Consider the following 17012-nt stretch of genomic DNA (forward strand, 5'->3'; position numbering starts at 1 on the left):
AACGCTTGAGGCTTAGTTCACCTTAGCGTTCAACTCACCTTTCAAATACCGCTGATACATCGCTTCCAGTGAGATCGGCTTGATCTTCGAAGCATTACCCGCCGTACCAAACGCTTCATAACGTGCAATACACACATCACGCATCGCCGTCACGGTGGCGCCGAAGAATTTACGCGGGTCGAACTCGCTCGGGTTGGTGGCCATCAGGCGACGCATCGCACCGGTGGAGGCCAAGCGCAGGTCGGTGTCGATGTTGACCTTGCGCACGCCGTACTTGATGCCTTCGACGATTTCTTCAACCGGTACGCCGTAGGTTTCCTTGATGTCGCCGCCGTACTGGTTGATGATCGCCAGCCACTCTTGCGGTACCGAGGAAGAACCGTGCATCACCAGGTGGGTGTTGGGGATGCGCTTGTGGATTTCCTTGATGCGGTCGATGGCCAGCACGTCGCCGGTAGGCGGCTTGGTGAACTTGTAGGCGCCGTGGCTGGTGCCAATGGCGATGGCCAGGGCGTCGACCTGGGTCTTCTTGACGAAGTCGGCGGCTTCTTCCGGGTCGGTCAGCATCTGGCTGTGATCCAGCACGCCTTCGGCGCCGATGCCGTCTTCTTCGCCGGCCATGCCGGTTTCCAGCGAACCCAGGCAGCCCAGTTCGCCTTCAACCGATACGCCGCAGGCGTGGGCCATGGCCACGGTTTGTTGGGTCACGCGTACGTTGTACTCGTAGTCGGTTGGGGTTTTGCCGTCTTCGCCGAGGGAGCCGTCCATCATTACCGAGCTGAAGCCCAGTTGGATCGAGCGCTGGCACACGTCAGGGCTGGTGCCATGGTCCTGGTGCATGCACACCGGGATGTGCGGGAATTCTTCGATCGCGGCGAGGATCAGGTGACGCAGGAACGGGGCGCCGGCGTATTTGCGCGCACCGGCCGAAGCCTGGACGATCACTGGGGAGTCGGTCTTGTCAGCGGCTTCCATGATGGCGCGCATCTGCTCAAGGTTGTTGACGTTAAAGGCTGGGACGCCGTAGCCGAACTCGGCTGCGTGGTCCAGCATTTGACGCATGCTGATAAGTGCCATTGTGTTGTCTCTCCCGGTCGAGGGTCGTTAATCGTGCAAGCCTGCCGTAGCGGCGGCTGCTATTCAAGTTATTGCAGATCAAGGGGTTGAGCCTTGTGCTGCTGAATCGTTATTGCTGGTGTGGCCTAGCGCTAATGCCACTGTGAAGCAGGTCAATGTGGGAGCTGGCTTGCCTACTCCCACATTCTGATCTCATTGGACTTCAGATCGTATTTTCACTGGGCCTTACAGCCGCGCCCAATCAAATCATCCGTCGCCACCCAGTAAACCAGGCCTTCCTCACCTTTGGTGTGAAACGCCAATTGGCCATCGCTGTACAGCACGCCCGAAGCGGCGACTTCTTGCTTGAGCCGGTAAACCTGGTCCGAACCGCCGAGGCGTACATCCACTTCGGAACGGGCCTGGTTGGCAAAGCGCCAGTTGACCTGGGCCTTGCTGTCGCAGGTCCAGGTGGTCCATTGGTCGGCAGGCTCTGCCTTGTCGAACAGGTTCATGCTGCTGCAGCCGGCCAACAGGGCCAGGGCTGCCAGGGCGAAAACGCCTTTCATTGCCAATCCTCGCAGGGAGGCCTAAGGGCCGCCGTTGCTGTCGGTTAATGGATCAGACCCGTCATGGGCAACCCTGTTCCTGACCGTTGGGCGCGGAGTCGTATTTCTCCAGCCGTTCGTTGCCGATGCGCTTGTTGATCACCGGCATGGTTTCGGCTTGCCAGTCAGCCTGGTAACAGCTTTTTCTCAACGGTGCCTTGGCATTATCCGCCTCGGGCGCCGCGCTGGGTGTGCTGCCGCAGCCGGCCAACAGGCCCGCTGCAATCACCAGTGCCAACGACTTGATCATGGGAACGCTCCTTTTCCTGATAACGCGAGCTTTAACCTTTGGCTCGGGTTTCCAGCACTTCCACGGCTGGCAACACCTTGCCCTCGACGAACTCGAGGAAAGCGCCACCACCGGTAGAAATGTAGGAGATCTGATCAGCCACACCATATTTATCGATAGCCGCCAAGGTATCGCCGCCGCCAGCAATGGAGAACGCCGAGCTTTCAGCGATCGCTTTAGCCAGCACCTTGGTGCCGTTGCCGAATTGGTCGAACTCGAACACGCCCACCGGGCCATTCCACAGGATAGTCTGGGATGCCTTGAGCAGCTCGGCGAAGTTGGCCGCGGTTTGCGGGCCGATGTCCAGGATCATGTCGTCGTCGGCCACGTCAGCAATGAGCTTGACGGTAGCGGCGGCGCTTTCCGCGAATTCCTTGGCAACCACCACGTCCACTGGCAGCGGCACGCTGACCTTGGCGGCGATGGCGCGGGCGGTGTCGAGCAGGTCTGGCTCGTACAGGGACTTGCCCACCGGGTGGCCAGCAGCAGCCAGGAAGGTATTGGCAATGCCGCCGCCGACGATCAGTTGGTTGCAGATCTGGCTCAGGCTGTTGAGCACGTCCAGCTTGGTGGACACCTTGGAGCCAGCAACGATAGCGGCCATTGGCTGGGCCGGAGCACCCAGGGCCTTGCCCAGCGCATCCAGCTCGGCAGCCAACAACGGGCCAGCCGCGGCGACCTTGGCGAACTTGGCCACGCCGTGGGTCGAACCTTCGGCGCGATGGGCGGTGCCGAACGCGTCCATCACAAACACGTCGCACAGGGCGGCGTACTGCTGGGCCAGTTCGTCGCTGTTCTTTTTCTCGCCCTTGTTGAAGCGCACGTTCTCGAACAGCACGATATCGCCGGCTTTCACGTCCACGCCGCCCAGGTAGTCTGCGACCAATGGCACGTCCCGGCCCAGGGCCTTGCTCAGGTACTCGGCGACCGGCTTGAGGCTGTTTTCAGCAGAGAACTCACCTTCGGTCGGGCGACCCAGGTGGGAGCAGACCATCACGGCCGCGCCTTTTTCCAGGGCCAGCTTGATGGTCGGCAGCGAGGCCAGGATTCGCGCATCGCTGGTGACAACACCGTCCTTGACGGGGACGTTGAGGTCTTCGCGGATCAGTACGCGCTTACCTTGCAGATCGAGGTCGGTCATCTTCAACACGGTCATGGGTCGCAGTTCCTGAATTACTGTTGAGGTTGTTTAGAAGCGATGTGCAGATAGTGTTCGGCAACATCCAGCATGCGGTTGGCAAAGCCCCATTCGTTGTCGAACCAGGCCAGGATGTTCACAAGCCTGGGGCCGGAAACGCGGGTCTGGCTGGCATCGACAATCGCCGAATGCGGGTCATGGTTGAAATCGCAACTGGCGTGGGGCAACTCGGTGTAGGCCAACAGACCTTTGAGCGGGCCGCTGGTAGCGGCGTCGCGCAGGATCCGGTTGACCTCGGTCGCATCAGTATCGCTCACGGTTTGCATGGTGATATCCAGGCAAGACACGTTCACCGTCGGCACCCGTACGGCTTTGGCCTGGATTCGCCCGGCAAGTTCCGGCAGCAGTCGCTCGATGCCACGCGCCAGGCCGGTGGACACCGGAATCACTGACTGGAACGCCGAACGCGTGCGGCGCAGGTCTTCGTGGTGATAGGCGTCGATCACCGGCTGGTCGTTCATCGCCGAGTGAATCGTGGTGATCGACACATAATCCAGACCGATCGCCTGATCCAGCAGGCGCAATAACGGCACGCTGCAGTTGGTGGTACACGAGGCGTTGGACACCAGCAGCTCATCGCCGGTCAGGCAATCCTGGTTGATGCCGTAGACGATGGTGGCGTCGACATCCGCCTCGCTGGCCATCGGCTGGGAAAACAGCACACGCGGTGCGCCGGCGTCGAGGAAACGCTGGCCATCGGCACGGGTGTGATAGACACCGGAACATTCCAACACCAGGTCGACGCCCAGTGCTTTCCAATCGATGCCTTCGGGGGTGGCACTGCGCAACACTTGCACGCAGTGGCCATTGATATTCAGACAATCGCCTTCAACCCGCACTTCGCCCGGGAAGCGGCCGTGGGTGGAGTCAAAGCGTGTCAGGTATTCGATGCTGGCCATGTCGGCCAAATCATTGATCGCGACAATTTCAAACCCGGCCGCCGCCCCTCGCTCGAACAGAGCACGCAAGACGCAACGACCAATGCGGCCGTAGCCGTTGAGTGCAACTTTGTAGGGACGCGGTTGGGGCATGAGGTTCTCGCATTGTGGGCGACACAAACCACTGTAGGAGCGAGCTTGCTCGCGAAGAACCTGAGAGCGCCGCGTTAAACCAGAAACGCTGCGTTATCGTTAACGATCTTCGCGAGCAAGCTCGCTCCTACAGTAGATGCGGTGACCAGTGGGCCACCGCGTTAGCGCCTTAGTCTTCCAGCAACTCTTCAGCCTGACCCAGGATGTTTTCCAGGGTGAAACCGAACTCTTCGAACAAGGCTGGCGCCGGCGCCGACTCACCGTAGGTGGTCATGCCGATCACGCGGCCTTCCAGGCCCACGTACTTGTACCAGTAGTCGGCGTGAGCCGCTTCGATGGCGATACGCGCACTGACCTGCAGCGGCAATACCGATTGCTTGTAGCCGGCGTCCTGGGCTTCGAACACGCTGGTGCAGGGCATGGACACAACACGTACGTTGCGGCCTTGCGCGGTCAGCTTGTCGTACGCCTGAACGGTCAGGCCCACTTCGGAACCGGTGGAGATCAGGATCAGCTCCGGCTCGCCGATGCAGTCCTTGAGCACATAACCGCCACGGCTGATGTCGGCGATCTGCGCGTCGGTACGCACCTGGTGTTGCAGGTTCTGACGCGAGAAGATCAGCGCCGAAGGGCCGTCCTTGCGCTCAATGGCGTGCTTCCAGGCCACGGCGGATTCCACCGCGTCGGCTGGGCGCCAGCAATCGAGGTTCGGCGTGGTGCGCAGGCTGGTCAGTTGCTCGACCGGCTGGTGCGTCGGGCCGTCTTCGCCCAGGCCGATGGAGTCGTGGGTGTACACATGGATCACGCGCTTCTTCATCAGCGCCGCCATACGTACAGCGTTACGTGCGTATTCCATGAACATCAGGAAGGTCGCGCCGTAAGGCACCAAACCGCCGTGCAGGGACACACCGTTCATGATGGCGCTCATGCCGAACTCGCGCACGCCGTAGTACATGTAGTTGCCGCTGGCGTCTTCGGCCGAGACACCTTTGCAACCTTTCCACAGGGTCAGGTTGGAACCGGCCAGGTCAGCCGAACCGCCGAGGAACTCAGGCAGCAACGGGCCAAAGGCGTTCAGGGTGTTCTGGCTGGCTTTACGGCTGGCGATGGTCTCGCCCTTGGCCGCGACTTCAGCGATGTAGGCCGAGGCTTTTGCCGAGAAGTCGGCAGGCAGGTCACCGGCCAGGCGGCGCACCAGCTCGTTGGCCAATTCCGGGAACTCGGCGGAGTAGGCCGAGAAACGCTGGTCCCACTCGGCTTCGGCTGCCAGGCCTTTTTCCTTGGCATCCCATTCGGCATAGATGTCGGCCGGGATTTCAAACGGGCCGTGGTTCCACTTCAGCGCTTCGCGGGTCAGGGCGATTTCCGCGTCACCCAGTGGGGCGCCGTGGCAGTCTTCTTTACCTTGCTTGTTCGGCGAGCCAAAACCGATGGTGGTCTTGCAGCAGATCAGGGTTGGCTGCGCGCTCTTGCGAGCGGTGTCGATGGCGGTCTTGATCTCTTCCGGATCGTGGCCGTCGACGTTGCGGATCACCTGCCAGTTGTAGGCTTCGAAACGCTTTGGCGTGTCGTCGGTGAACCAGCCTTCGACTTCGCCGTCGATGGAGATGCCGTTGTCATCGTAGAAGGCAATCAGCTTGCCCAGGCCCAGGGTGCCGGCCAGGGAAGCGACTTCATGGGAAATGCCTTCCATCATGCAGCCATCACCCAGGAATACGTAGGTGTGGTGGTCAACGATGTCGTGGCCAGGGCGGTTGAACTGCGCGCCCAATACTTTTTCCGCCAGGGCGAAACCAACCGCGTTGGCCAGGCCTTGGCCCAGGGGACCGGTGGTGGTCTCAACGCCTGGGGTGTAGCCGAATTCAGGGTGGCCCGGGGTGCGGCTGTGCAGCTGACGGAAGCTCTTGAGGTCGTCGATGGTGACGTCGTAGCCGGTCAGGTGCAGCAGCGAATAAATCAGCATCGAGCCGTGGCCGTTGGACAGCACGAAGCGGTCACGGTCGGCGAACGACGGGTTGCTCGGGTTGTGTTTCAGGTAGTCACGCCAAAGTACCTCGGCGATATCCGCCATGCCCATCGGGGCACCGGGATGGCCGCTGTTGGCTTTTTGCACGGCATCCATGCTGAGGGCACGAATGGCGTTGGCACGCTCACGACGGCTGGGCATCGCTGATCTCCTGGAGTTTGCTTATAAAGAAACGGAAAAAAGGACCGGCATTTTCCCTCAGCCACCGCCTGCGGGCAATGACAGATAGTCACTTGTGGGCGTTTTTCCTGTGCTTTGGGCACCAATCCCTTGCAGAAACCTTTAACCGGTTCGTCTAAAGGTTATAGCGATGGCTTATAACCGCCACTTATCGATCAATATCAAAACTTTTTGATATTGACCTTGCGGGGATCCACACCCGTCACTAGACTGCTGGCCTTATGAACCTACCCGTGCCCTCTCTGCGTCCTGACGACGGCGATGAACTGGCTGCCTTGTGCAAGGCCGCTGGCGATCCGTTGCGCTTGAACGTATTGCGCGCACTGGCCAACGATTCTTTCGGGGTACTGGAGCTGGCGCAAATCTTCGCCATCGGCCAGTCCGGCATGAGCCACCATTTGAAGGTGCTGGCCCAGGCCGACCTGGTGGCCACCCGTCGCGAAGGCAATGCGATTTTCTACCGACGTGCCCTGCCCCATACCGACCTGCTTGGCGGCAAATTGCACGCAGCCCTGCTCGACGAAGTGGACAACTTGTGCCTGCCCGGTGATGTGCAGTCGCGCATCGGCCAGGTGCACGGGCAACGCGCCGCCGCCAGCCAGGATTTTTTTTCACGGGTGGCCGACAAGTTTCGCGCCCAACAGGACCTGATCGCCGGCTTGGCCCAGTACCGCGAAAGCGTACTGGCGCTGTTGGACAAGCTGAGCTTCAGTGAAGAGGCCACGGCCTTGGAAGTCGGCCCTGGCGACGGCGGTTTCCTGCCCGAACTGGCGCGCCGTTTCGAGCAGGTCACGGCGCTGGATAACAGCCCGGCAATGCTTGAACTGGCACGCCAACTCTGTGAGCGCGAAGCCCTGGGCAATGTGCGCCTGCAGTTGGCCGACGCCCTGAGTGACACCGGCCTGCGGGCCGATTGCGTGGTGCTGAACATGGTCTTGCACCATTTCGCCGCACCGGCAGAAGCCCTCAAGCAAATGGCCGGGTTGCTGCACCCCGGCGGTAGCCTGCTGGTTACGGATTTATGCAGCCACAACCAGAATTGGGCCAAGGAGGCCTGCGGTGATCTCTGGCTGGGTTTTGAACAGGACGATCTGGCCCGTTGGGCCACCGCTGCGGGACTCGTTCCCGGGGAAAGCCTCTATGTAGGTTTACGTAATGGTTTCCAGATTCAGGTCCGCCATTTTCAGCGACCGGCTGGCGACACTCACCATCGGTAAATATCAGGAAAACATCGAGATGAGCGAATACTCCCTTTTCACCTCCGAGTCCGTGTCTGAAGGGCATCCGGACAAAATCGCCGACCAGATTTCTGACGCGGTGCTGGACGCTATCATCGCTGAAGACAAGTTCGCCCGTGTGGCGTGCGAGACGCTGGTGAAAACGGGCGTGGCGATCATCGCCGGCGAAGTCACCACCACTGCCTGGGTCGACCTGGAGCAGATCGTGCGCGACGTGATCACCGACATTGGCTACAACAGCTCCGACGTTGGCTTTGACGGCGCGACCTGCGGCGTGATGAACATCATCGGCAAGCAATCCCCGGACATCAACCAGGGCGTTGACCGCGCCAAGCCAGAAGACCAGGGCGCGGGCGATCAGGGCCTGATGTTCGGCTACGCCAGCAACGAAACCGACGTGCTGATGCCCGCGCCAATCACCTTCTCGCACCAGCTGGTACAACGCCAGGCCGAGGCGCGCAAATCCGGCGTACTGCCATGGCTGCGCCCGGACGCCAAATCCCAGGTAACCTGCCGCTACGAAGGCGGCAAAGTCGTGGGCATCGACGCCGTCGTACTGTCGACCCAGCACAACCCCGACGTGTCCTACGCCGACCTGCGTGAAGGCGTGATGGAGCTGATCGTCAAGCACGTGCTGCCTGCCGAACTGCTGACCAAGGACACCCAGTTCCACATCAACCCGACCGGCCAGTTCATCATCGGTGGCCCGGTGGGCGACTGCGGCCTGACCGGCCGCAAGATCATCGTCGACAGCTACGGCGGCATGGCCCGTCACGGCGGTGGCGCGTTCTCCGGCAAGGACCCGTCCAAGGTTGACCGCTCTGCCGCTTACGCTGGTCGTTATGTAGCCAAGAACATCGTCGCTGCCGGCCTGGCCGAGCGCTGCGAAATCCAGGTTTCCTACGCCATTGGCGTGGCCCAGCCTACGTCGATCTCGCTGAATACCTTCGGCACCGGCAAGATCAGCGATGACAAGATCGTCAAGCTGGTGCGTGAGATCTTCGACCTGCGCCCTTACGCAATCACCACCATGCTCGACCTGCTGCACCCGATGTATCAGGAAACCGCAGCCTACGGCCACTTCGGCCGTACCCCTGCGCAGAAGACTGTGGGCGATGACACCTTCAGCACCTTCACCTGGGAAAAAACCGACCGCGCCAACGACCTGCGTACCGCCGCCGGCCTGTAATCGTTCGCGGTAAATAAAGCCCCGCCAGGTCTGCCTGGCGGGGCTTTTTGTTGTCTGCAGGGCCACTTCGGGCTTTTTTGGATCCAAGGCTTGCAGGCCAAATGATGGCCCACTAGAATCCGCGCCCTCTCGGGCCCTTCACCTTACTTGGATATTGCACTGCGCCCGCCCGAGATGCATAAGCGCGCAGGCAATCGAACATTGAGGTTTTCATGCGCATTTCCACACTCGCCCCTGCCGCCCTTCTGCTCAGCCTGTTCACCCTGTCAGCCCAGGCCGCTGACCTGAACGCGCTGAGCGGCGCCCTGAGTGCCCAGCTCGGTGGCGGCAATGCCGGCGACTGCCAGCAGCAACCCAAAGACCTGCAAGCCAAGATCGACGCGGCCAATGCCAAGAACGATCTGTTGAAAGTGCGGGCGTATGAGGCTGCGCTGGAGCAGGTCAACAAAGCTTGCAACAAACTCGCCGACAGCCAGGCAAAAGTCGACGCCAAGCAGCAAAAGCAGCAGGCCAAGGCTGAAAACAACGACGCTGTGAAGGCCTTGGGCGGCCTGTTCAAGTAAACAGAAATACCCGGTAAAAAGCCCCGCTCGGTCGGGGCTTTTTTGTGGGCGCGTGGATCACTTAGGCTGGGCACCCTTTTCGAGCAAGGATGCTCATGATGCGCGTATTACTGGCTGTTCTACTAAGCACCCTGCCGGCCTGGGCCTGGGCCGAAGCCTGCCCCGATGACGTTCACTCACAGTTGGAAACCTTGTCCAGGCAAATCCAGCAGTGGGACGACAGCTACCATCGACAGGGCCAATCGCTGATCAGCGACGAGCTCTACGACCAGGCCCGCACACGCCTGGCGCATTGGCAGGAATGCGCCCGCCAGCAGACACCCAAGGCTGATAACCCACTGGCCAGGGCGCGCGGCACCTTACGTCACCCGGTCGCGCACACGGGTTTGCAAAAGCTGCCGAGCGAGCCGGCCGTCAGTGACTGGCTCAGCACTCGACAGGATGTCTGGGTCCAACCCAAGGTGGATGGCGTTGCGGTGACCCTGGTGTATCGCCAGGGCCGCTTGCACCAGCTCATATCTCGAGGCGACGGCCTGCTGGGTCACGACTGGTCAGCCTCTGCCGCCAAGATCCCCGGCATTGTCCAACAGCTGCCCGACGCCATTGATGTGGTGCTGCAAGGCGAACTCTATTGGCGCCTCAACCACCATGTGCAATCGCTCAAGGGCGGGCTCAACGCGCGCAGCAAAGTGGCCGGCTTGATGAACCGTCGCCAGTTGAACGATGCCGAGGCTGCCGGGATCGGCCTATTCGTCTGGGCATGGCCCGACGGCCCGACGGACTTCACCGAACGCCTGGCCACCCTGGCGCGCTGGGGGTTCACCGACAGTCAACAGTACAGCCAGCCCGTCGGCACCGTCAGCGAAGCTGCGCATTGGCGTACCCATTGGTACAACGCGCCATTGCCCTTCGCCAGCGATGGCGTGGTGCTGCACCAGGCTGCGCGAGCACCCGCCGAGCGCTGGCAAGCCAGTGCGCCTTACTGGGCGGTTGCCTGGAAGTACCCGGCCATCAAGGCACTGGCGCTGGTGCGCAACGTTCAGTTCAGGGTGGGGCGCACCGGGCGCATTACTCCAATCCTCGAACTGGAGCCCGTACGGCTGGATGATCGGCAGATCAGCCGGGTCAGCGCCAGCTCGCTCAAGCGCTGGCAAGCCCTGGATATTCGCCCAGGCGATCATGTGTCGATCAGCCTGGCGGGCCAGGTGATACCGCGACTGGACGAGGTGATCCTGCGCAACAGGACACGCGTGGAGGTTCAGGTACCCGACCCTCAAGACTTCCATGCCTTGAGCTGCTGGAAACTGGACCCCGGCTGCGAAGATCAACTGCTCGCCCGCCTCACCTGGCTGAGCGGCAAACACGGCCTGGCCTTGCCCCATATGGGCCGTGAAACCTGGAACGTATTGATCCAGGCGGGTCTAATCGCAGGCTTTCTCGATTGGTTAACCCTGGATGCGGCCGAGCTTGCTACCATTGAGGGCTTAGGCGAGCGTACCCGTGCGCGGGTGCTCGACAGTATTCAAAGCGCCCGGCAACGCCCTTTTTTACAATGGCTCTGCGCCTTGGGCATACCGCCAGCGGCGCGCAACAACCTGGAAGGCAACTGGCAGACGCTGGTCGCCAAAGACACCCAAGCCTGGCTGGCCTCAGATGGCATCGGCCCGGGACGCGCAGCGCAACTCAGCGCTTTTTTTCGCGACCCGCAGGTACAAGCCATGGCTGAAACATTACGCGCAGCCGGGGTAGATGGGTTTTGAACACTACCCGGCCACCTGATTGCGAACTTGGAGCTTTATATGAAATTTCTCGCCCCCTTTGCCTTGCTGACCGTCGCAGGCTTCATGAGCACGCCATTGTTGGCCGCAGAAGAAGCGCAACCCCTCACAGGCTGCGCCGCCAAACGCCAGGCCATCAGCCTCCAGATCGAACAGGCCAAGGCCCACGGCAACAGCGCCCAACAGGCCGGCCTGGAAAAAGCCCTGGCCGAAGTCACCGCTCACTGCACCGATGCCAGCTTGAAAAAAGAGCGTGAAAACAAGGTGCTCGACGCCAAGCATGAAGTCAGCCGCCGTCAGGCCGACCTCGACAAGGCCATGAAGAAAGGTGACCCGGACAAGATCAACAAGCGTAAGGAGAAGCTGGCCGAATCGCGTAAAGAGCTGCAAGACGCGGTGGAAGAACTCGACCAGTAAAACCGATCAATGATCGCGGAACTGTTTATGGCAGGCGCTGCAGGCATCTTCAACTTTTTGCACCGCAGGTTGAAGGTTGCTGGCTTTATAAGGCTGCACCTGGCTGGCGATCACCAATTCACCGGTGGCCGCCTCAAGCTCACGAGCCAGTTGCTGGAACTGCGCCTGTTTTTGCCACACATCATCCTTGGCACTGGTGTGGTCTTCTTCGCGCACGCTCGGGAAATGTTTCCACGGCTCATGGGACAACGCATCCAGCTTGACCGCACCCTCGGCGAACTCGGCGCCATCGAATGGGATACGCCCGCGCAGCATGCCGCCCAGGTCTTCACCGGTCTTGAGCATCTGCTTGAAGATCGCCTTGCGCTGGCCCAGGGGAGAATTGGGGTCAACACCGCCGCAGGCAGACACCGCCAGGCAGGCCAGCAATACAACAGTCAATTTTTTTAACATCATCATGGCTTCAAGGTCACGGGAAACGGCGGCCAGTATCCTCGCACCGCCTACAAAGACCAATAGCCCTATTAATAATAAGGGTTGCCCGGATGCAGTGAAGCACGGGCAATCGTTTCAGGAACTACCTACATGAATGTCACCTTCAAACCCTGGGGCCGGCGCCTGGCGTGGGCTCTGCCGATGTTCGCGCTACTGGCCGGCTGCGATGGCGGTAAAGACACTGGCAAACAAGTTGCCCAGGAACCCACCAAACCTCACGCCGTTGCCACCTACGTGAGCGCACCATGGGAAGCCTTGCCGAGCGTTTCCGACAGTGACTTGCTCGCCGGGTTTGAATCCTGGCGCAGCGCCTGCCAGCGCCTAAAGGCCGACCCGATCTGGGGCGCGACCTGCGCGGCCGCGGCCAGCGTACCGGGCGATGCCGTGGCGGTTCGCGGCTTTCTCAAGGAACACCTGGATGTCTTCGGCCTGCGCTCGGCCAACAACACGCCAAACGGCTTGATCACGGGTTATTACGAGCCGGTCTACCCCGGCAGCCTGACCAAGACCACCACCGCCCACGTGCCGGTATACGGCGTGCCGGATGACCTGATCATCGTCAACCTCGAGAGCATCTACCCGGAACTCAAGGGCAAGCGCCTGCGCGGGCACCTGGAAGGCCGCGTGCTCAAGCCGTATGACGATGCCAGCACTCTCAACAGCCAAGGTTCCACTGCCAAGCCGATCGCCTGGCTGACCGACCCGATGGACCTGCAATTCCTGCAAATCCAGGGCTCGGGGCGTATTCAACTGGCCGGCGGGCGCCAACTGCGTGTGGGTTACGGCGACCAGAACGGCTACCCGTACCGCCCTATCGGCCGTTGGCTGGTGGAACAAGGCGAGCTGAAAAAAGAAGACGTGACCATGGGCGCCATCAGCGCCTGGGCCAAGGCCCACCCGCAGCGCATTCCAGAACTGCTGGCGAGCAACCCCAGCTACGTATTCTTCAGCGCCCGCCCCGACAGCAACGAAGGCCCCCGCGGCTCGCTGAACGTGCCATTGACCGCCGGCTACAGTGTGGCGGTGGATCGCAAGGTGATTCCGCTGGGCAGCCTGCTGTGGTTGTCGACCACAAAACCAGACGGCACGCCGCTGGCACGCCCGGTCGCAGCCCAGGATACCGGCGGCGCTATCACCGGCGAAGTGCGCGCAGATTTGTTCTGGGGCACAGGCAATGCCGCAGGCGAGTTGGCGGGGAATATGAAACAGCAAGGGCAGATCTGGATGCTGTGGCCAAAGGGTGCGGCATTGCCCCAGGTGCCGGATGCGCCTGCCGGCACCTGACAACCGTTGGGGCTTTTTGTAGGAGCGAGCTTGCTCGCGAAAAACTCACGGGCGCCGCGCTTACTCAGCAAGCACGCGTTATCGTTGACGTTCTTCGCGAGCAAGCTCGCTCCTGCAGCCCCCCTTACATCGAGACGAAGAAGAAACTCGCAATCAACGCCATGCCCACGGCCCACACCAGCGAACGCAAGATCGCCCAGTCCGCCAGGTAGCAGATGATGTACAGCAGGCGGCTGGTGATAAACAGCACTGCCAGCACGTTGATCGTCACCAGGTCGGCGTTGCCGGCCAGGTGCGCAACGATCACTGCGGCGGCAAACGCAGGGGTCACTTCAAAACTGTTGAGTTGCGCGCTATGCGCACGCTTGGCGACGCCTTCCAGGCTATCGAGGAAGGCACGCGGGTCGTGGTTATCCCGTGGCCCGAACTTGCCGGTACTGAACTTGGCCACACCGGTGCAAATGTACGGCAGAAAGATTGCGATCAACACACACCATAAAGCGACTGTCATCACCGATTCCTTTTAGTTTTATCCGACGGTTAGAGTTTCATCACCAACATGCCAATCAACACCAACCCACAGGCTATGAGCCGTGGACGGCCAAAAGGTTCTTTCAAGTAACGCATGCCGAACAGCACCACCAGGATCACACTGACTTCCCGCAGCGCAGCAGCTTCGGCAATCGAGCCCAACTGCATGGCCCAAAGTACCAAAGCGTAGCTCAACAATACGCACAGCCCCACGCTCAAGCCCAACCGCCACTGGGTGCGCCAGAACAGGTTGAAGGCAGCACGCTTGCGCACCAGCGCCAGCAACGGAAACGGCCACGCACTGACCAGCGTCAGCCACACCAGGTAATCCAGCGGGTGCGACCAGCGCCGCAGCGCCTGCCCATCCAGAAAGGTGTAGCAGCCAATGCACAGGCCGATCAGCAACACCACCGGCAGCATCGACCAGGGCAACCGGTCACCGCCGCCGCCCTGCCACAACAGGCATACCATGCCGAACGGGATCAGCAAGATCCCCAGAATCTGCTGGGTGCTCAGCACTTCGCCAGCAAACACCAGGGTCAGCACCAGCACCACCAGCGGCGACAAACCGCGCATCAACGGATACACCAGGCCCAGGTCCCCCACCCGATAGGCCTGGATCAACAAATAGCGATAGAGCAGTTCAAACAGCGCCGAGGCCGCGATCCACGGCCAGATGTCCAGCGGCGGCAAGGACACGAACCCCACCGCCACTACCACGAACAGCAGCGCCACACTGTCCATGCAGGCGATGACCAAAAGGCGCTCGCCACTGAACTTGATCAAGGTGTTCCACGTCGCATGCAACAGCGCCGCTACCAGCACCAGGGCTGTCGCTACCACCCGAACCTCCTTAATTGATACGTCATGTAACAGCACCTGTTTATACTAAACCCCGATTCGACGCACCTCGTGCGCCTATATTCCCCCGTTCCAAGGACCCCGGATGCTTGAACTTGTCGCCGCCTTCATCTGCCTCACCACCCTGCTCACCTATGTGAACTTCCGCTTTATCGGCCTGCCGCCGACCATCGGTGTGATGGTCACCGCACTGCTGTTCTCCTTGATCCTGCAAGGCCTGAGCGTGCTCGGCTACCCGGGCCTGGAAGAACGCATCCAGCAGTTGATCGGCCAGATCGACTTCGGCGATTTGCTGATGAACTGGATGCTGTCGTTCCTGCTGTTCGCCGGCGCCTTGCACGTCAACTTGAACGACTTGCGCAGCTACCGCTGGCCCATCGGCCTGCTGGCAACCTTTGGCGTGTTGATCGCCACCGTGGTGATCGGCAGCCTGGCGTACTACATCTTCGCCCTTTTTGGCTGGCACGTGAGTTTCCTTTACTGCCTGCTGTTCGGCGCGCTGATTTCCCCCACCGACCCCATTGCGGTGCTCGGCGTGCTACGGACCGCCAATGCCTCCAAACCGCTGAAAACCACCATCGTCGGCGAGTCGCTGTTCAATGACGGCACCGCCGTGGTGGTGTTTACCGTGCTGCTGGGCATCGCGCAGTTGGGTGAAACGCCCACCGTCGGCGCCACGGCCATGCTGTTTGCCCACGAAGCCATTGGCGGCGTGCTGTTTGGCGGGCTGATCGGCTACCTCGTGTACCTGATGATCAAGAGCATCGAACAGCACCAGATCGAAGTCATGCTGACCCTCGCCCTGGTGATCGGCGGCTCGGCCATGGCCTCGGAACTGCATGTTTCCGCACCGATTGCGATGGTGGTCGCGGGGCTGATCATCGGCAACCTGGGACGCAAGCTGGCGATGAACGACATGACGCGTCGCTACCTGGATGGTTTCTGGGAACTGCTCGATGACATGCTCAACGCCTTGCTGTTTGCGCTGATCGGCATGGAGCTGCTGCTATTGCCTTTCAACTGGCTGCACGTGTTCGCGGCCAGCCTGTTGGCGGTAGCGATCCTGCTCTCGCGCCTGCTGACCGTGGCCCCGGCGATCCTGTTGCTGCGCCGTTGGCGCTCGGTGCCACGCGGCACAATCCGCATCCTCACCTGGGGTGGCCTGCGCGGCGGCGTCTCGGTGGCACTGGCCTTGGCCCTGCCCCTGGGCCCGGAGCGTGACTTGTTGCTGAGCATCACCTACATCGTGGTGCTGTCTTCGATCCTGTTGCAGGGGCTGAGCATCGGCAAGCTGGTCAAGCATGTGACCCGGGGCGAACCCCAGGCCACGCCTGAACATCACTGATCCTTGTTGATCTGCTGCGGATGCCTCGGGTCCGCAGCCTTTTTACCTGGCAGGCTGTTTTCGCTGCGAACCTGCGCATGGCTGATCAACGCAAAGATGAAACTACCACCGATGATGTTGCCGGCCAGGGTCGGCCCGGCGAAGACCAGCCAGAAATCCTTCCACGGCAACTCGCCGGCAAACACCAGGTAGGACACTTCCGCTGAACCGACGACGATATGGGTGAAGTCGCCCAGCGCCATGAAGTAGGTGATCAGGATGATGATCCACAGCTTGGCGCTCTCCATCGACGGAATCATCCAGACCATGGTGGCGATCATCCAACCGGAGACGATGCCCTTGGCGAACATCTGCGCGGGGTCGTTCTCCATGACCTTGCGACCGATCTCGAGGAAGGCCAGGTCAGTTTTGGTATCGAAGATCGGCAGGTGCAGCATCACGTAGGCCACCAGCAAGGTGCCACACAGGTTGCCCACCAGCACCACCGTCCACAGCCGTAACAAGCGCGCGGCATTGGCCAGGGTCGGCTTGCTCATCACCGGCAGCACGGCAGTCAGGGTGTTTTCGGTAAACAATTGCTGACGGGCAAGAATCACCGCGAGAAAGCCTGCGCAATAGCCAAAGCTGGCGATGACCTTGAATTCCTCACCGTCCGGCAGGCGCGAATTGAGCAGGCCCATGCCCATCAGCGACAGGCCCATGGTCAGGCCGGCAGCCAGCGCCGACCACCACAGCGCGGCCACATTGCGTTCCAGCTCCTGATCGCCTTGGGTGCGGATAATTTCGTGTAATACAGCCGCCCGAGGCGGCTGGTTGTCATCCACGTCCTGCTGCTCTTCCTGCGACAGGTTGGGGGTCTTGCCGTCTGCTTGAGTGGCCATGATGTACCAGAGTCCAAGGGGTGCCTGTAGCTACGACACGCC

General features: G+C 61.0%; 17 protein-coding genes. 7 read left to right on the forward strand and 10 right to left on the reverse strand.

Annotation, left to right across the window (positions count from 1 at the left end):
* Positions 1-12 precede the first annotated feature (12 nt).
* The 6 genes from fba to tkt form a co-directional block, all read right to left on the reverse strand.
* Complete coding sequence (gene fba, locus DK871_RS02450; RefSeq protein WP_003177554.1) at positions 13-1077, reverse strand: class II fructose-bisphosphate aldolase; 1065 nt, start codon at positions 1075-1077, stop codon at positions 13-15.
* Positions 1078-1292: 215 nt separating this feature from the next.
* Complete coding sequence (locus DK871_RS02455; protein WP_161903864.1) at positions 1293-1625, reverse strand: MliC family protein; 333 nt, start codon at positions 1623-1625, stop codon at positions 1293-1295.
* Between the two features lie 61 nt (positions 1626-1686).
* A complete protein-coding gene (locus DK871_RS02460; RefSeq protein ID WP_003194953.1) occupies positions 1687-1914 on the reverse strand; it encodes a hypothetical protein in 228 nt (75 codons plus the stop codon).
* A gap of 31 nt (positions 1915-1945) precedes the next feature.
* Positions 1946-3109, reverse strand: a complete 1164-nt coding sequence (locus DK871_RS02465) for a phosphoglycerate kinase (RefSeq protein WP_003194956.1) — start codon at positions 3107-3109, stop codon at positions 1946-1948.
* Positions 3110-3126: 17 nt separating this feature from the next.
* Positions 3127-4182, reverse strand: a complete 1056-nt coding sequence (epd, locus tag DK871_RS02470; RefSeq protein WP_161903865.1) for an erythrose-4-phosphate dehydrogenase — start codon at positions 4180-4182, stop codon at positions 3127-3129.
* Positions 4183-4351: 169 nt separating this feature from the next.
* The gene (gene tkt, locus DK871_RS02475) at positions 4352-6349 is read right to left on the reverse strand and encodes a transketolase (RefSeq protein WP_161903866.1); all 1998 of its coding nucleotides are present in this window, start codon (positions 6347-6349) and stop codon (positions 4352-4354) included.
* 260 nt (positions 6350-6609) lie between these two features.
* Here tkt and DK871_RS02480 point away from each other — a divergent pair, with 260 nt between their 5' ends.
* The 5 genes from DK871_RS02480 to DK871_RS02500 all read left to right on the forward strand — a co-directional run bounded on the left by DK871_RS02480 (position 6610) and on the right by DK871_RS02500 (position 11573).
* Positions 6610-7605 carry a metalloregulator ArsR/SmtB family transcription factor gene (locus DK871_RS02480; protein WP_161903867.1) on the forward strand — a complete coding sequence of 332 codons (996 nt, stop codon included), beginning with the start codon at positions 6610-6612 and terminating at the stop codon, positions 7603-7605.
* A 19-nt stretch (positions 7606-7624) separates the two neighbouring features.
* Positions 7625-8815 (forward strand): methionine adenosyltransferase, encoded by a 1191-nt coding sequence (gene metK, locus DK871_RS02485; RefSeq protein ID WP_003194964.1) that lies wholly within the window; start codon positions 7625-7627, stop codon positions 8813-8815.
* Positions 8816-9027: 212 nt separating this feature from the next.
* Complete coding sequence (locus tag DK871_RS02490) at positions 9028-9378, forward strand: DUF1090 family protein (RefSeq protein ID WP_014720281.1); 351 nt, start codon at positions 9028-9030, stop codon at positions 9376-9378.
* Positions 9379-9473: 95 nt separating this feature from the next.
* Positions 9474-11138 (forward strand): NAD-dependent DNA ligase LigB, encoded by a 1665-nt coding sequence (ligB, locus tag DK871_RS02495; RefSeq protein ID WP_178116018.1) that lies wholly within the window; start codon positions 9474-9476, stop codon positions 11136-11138.
* 39 nt (positions 11139-11177) lie between these two features.
* Positions 11178-11573, forward strand: coding sequence for a DUF1090 domain-containing protein (locus DK871_RS02500; RefSeq protein WP_161903868.1), 396 nt, complete (start codon positions 11178-11180; stop codon positions 11571-11573).
* Between the two features lie 6 nt (positions 11574-11579).
* Here the strand turns inward: DK871_RS02500 and DK871_RS02505 are convergent, their stop codons facing one another.
* The gene (locus DK871_RS02505) at positions 11580-12029 is read right to left on the reverse strand and encodes a cytochrome c (protein ID WP_161903869.1); all 450 of its coding nucleotides are present in this window, start codon (positions 12027-12029) and stop codon (positions 11580-11582) included.
* A 129-nt stretch (positions 12030-12158) separates the two neighbouring features.
* Between DK871_RS02505 and DK871_RS02510 the strand changes: the two genes are divergently transcribed.
* The gene (locus tag DK871_RS02510; RefSeq protein WP_161903870.1) at positions 12159-13352 is read left to right on the forward strand and encodes a murein transglycosylase A; all 1194 of its coding nucleotides are present in this window, start codon (positions 12159-12161) and stop codon (positions 13350-13352) included.
* 124 nt (positions 13353-13476) lie between these two features.
* Here the strand turns inward: DK871_RS02510 and DK871_RS02515 are convergent, their stop codons facing one another.
* Together DK871_RS02515 and DK871_RS02520 are read right to left on the reverse strand one after the other, a co-directional pair.
* Positions 13477-13863: an MAPEG family protein gene (locus DK871_RS02515; protein WP_003194977.1), complete on the reverse strand. Its 387-nt coding sequence runs from the start codon at positions 13861-13863 to the stop codon at positions 13477-13479.
* A 29-nt stretch (positions 13864-13892) separates the two neighbouring features.
* Complete coding sequence (locus tag DK871_RS02520; RefSeq protein WP_161903871.1) at positions 13893-14726, reverse strand: EamA family transporter; 834 nt, start codon at positions 14724-14726, stop codon at positions 13893-13895.
* A gap of 103 nt (positions 14727-14829) precedes the next feature.
* Between DK871_RS02520 and DK871_RS02525 the strand changes: the two genes are divergently transcribed.
* Entirely contained in the window at positions 14830-16089 is a 1260-nt protein-coding gene (locus tag DK871_RS02525; RefSeq protein ID WP_034133967.1) for a sodium:proton antiporter, read from the forward strand.
* Here the strand turns inward: DK871_RS02525 and DK871_RS02530 are convergent.
* On the reverse strand, positions 16083-16970 hold the full coding sequence (locus tag DK871_RS02530; RefSeq protein WP_161903872.1) for a formate/nitrite transporter family protein: 888 nt from the start codon (positions 16968-16970) through the stop codon (positions 16083-16085). The genes DK871_RS02525 and DK871_RS02530 overlap by 7 nt on opposite strands.
* Between the last annotated feature and the right edge of the window lie 42 nt (positions 16971-17012).

This window comes from Pseudomonas sp. L13 (genome assembly GCF_009935965.1).
Taxonomy (GTDB): Bacteria; Pseudomonadota; Gammaproteobacteria; order Pseudomonadales; family Pseudomonadaceae; genus Aquipseudomonas; species Aquipseudomonas lactis.

Excerpts from the sequence above, each read along its gene's own strand:
- fba (WP_003177554.1), bottom strand. The coding sequence starts at position 1,077 with ATGGCACTTATCAGCATGCGTCAAATGCTGGACCACGCAGCCGAGTTC.
- DK871_RS02455 (WP_161903864.1), bottom strand. The coding sequence starts at position 1,625 with ATGAAAGGCGTTTTCGCCCTGGCAGCCCTGGCCCTGTTGGCCGGCTGC.
- DK871_RS02460 (WP_003194953.1), bottom strand. The coding sequence starts at position 1,914 with ATGATCAAGTCGTTGGCACTGGTGATTGCAGCGGGCCTGTTGGCCGGC.
- DK871_RS02465 (WP_003194956.1), bottom strand. The coding sequence starts at position 3,109 with ATGACCGTGTTGAAGATGACCGACCTCGATCTGCAAGGTAAGCGCGTA.
- epd (WP_161903865.1), bottom strand. The coding sequence starts at position 4,182 with ATGCCCCAACCGCGTCCCTACAAAGTTGCACTCAACGGCTACGGCCGC.
- tkt (WP_161903866.1), bottom strand. The coding sequence starts at position 6,349 with ATGCCCAGCCGTCGTGAGCGTGCCAACGCCATTCGTGCCCTCAGCATG.
- DK871_RS02480 (WP_161903867.1), top strand. The coding sequence starts at position 6,610 with ATGAACCTACCCGTGCCCTCTCTGCGTCCTGACGACGGCGATGAACTG.
- metK (WP_003194964.1), top strand. The coding sequence starts at position 7,625 with ATGAGCGAATACTCCCTTTTCACCTCCGAGTCCGTGTCTGAAGGGCAT.
- DK871_RS02490 (WP_014720281.1), top strand. The coding sequence starts at position 9,028 with ATGCGCATTTCCACACTCGCCCCTGCCGCCCTTCTGCTCAGCCTGTTC.
- ligB (WP_178116018.1), top strand. The coding sequence starts at position 9,474 with ATGATGCGCGTATTACTGGCTGTTCTACTAAGCACCCTGCCGGCCTGG.
- DK871_RS02500 (WP_161903868.1), top strand. The coding sequence starts at position 11,178 with ATGAAATTTCTCGCCCCCTTTGCCTTGCTGACCGTCGCAGGCTTCATG.
- DK871_RS02505 (WP_161903869.1), bottom strand. The coding sequence starts at position 12,029 with ATGATGTTAAAAAAATTGACTGTTGTATTGCTGGCCTGCCTGGCGGTG.
- DK871_RS02510 (WP_161903870.1), top strand. The coding sequence starts at position 12,159 with ATGAATGTCACCTTCAAACCCTGGGGCCGGCGCCTGGCGTGGGCTCTG.
- DK871_RS02515 (WP_003194977.1), bottom strand. The coding sequence starts at position 13,863 with ATGACAGTCGCTTTATGGTGTGTGTTGATCGCAATCTTTCTGCCGTAC.
- DK871_RS02525 (WP_034133967.1), top strand. The coding sequence starts at position 14,830 with ATGCTTGAACTTGTCGCCGCCTTCATCTGCCTCACCACCCTGCTCACC.
- DK871_RS02530 (WP_161903872.1), bottom strand. The coding sequence starts at position 16,970 with ATGGCCACTCAAGCAGACGGCAAGACCCCCAACCTGTCGCAGGAAGAG.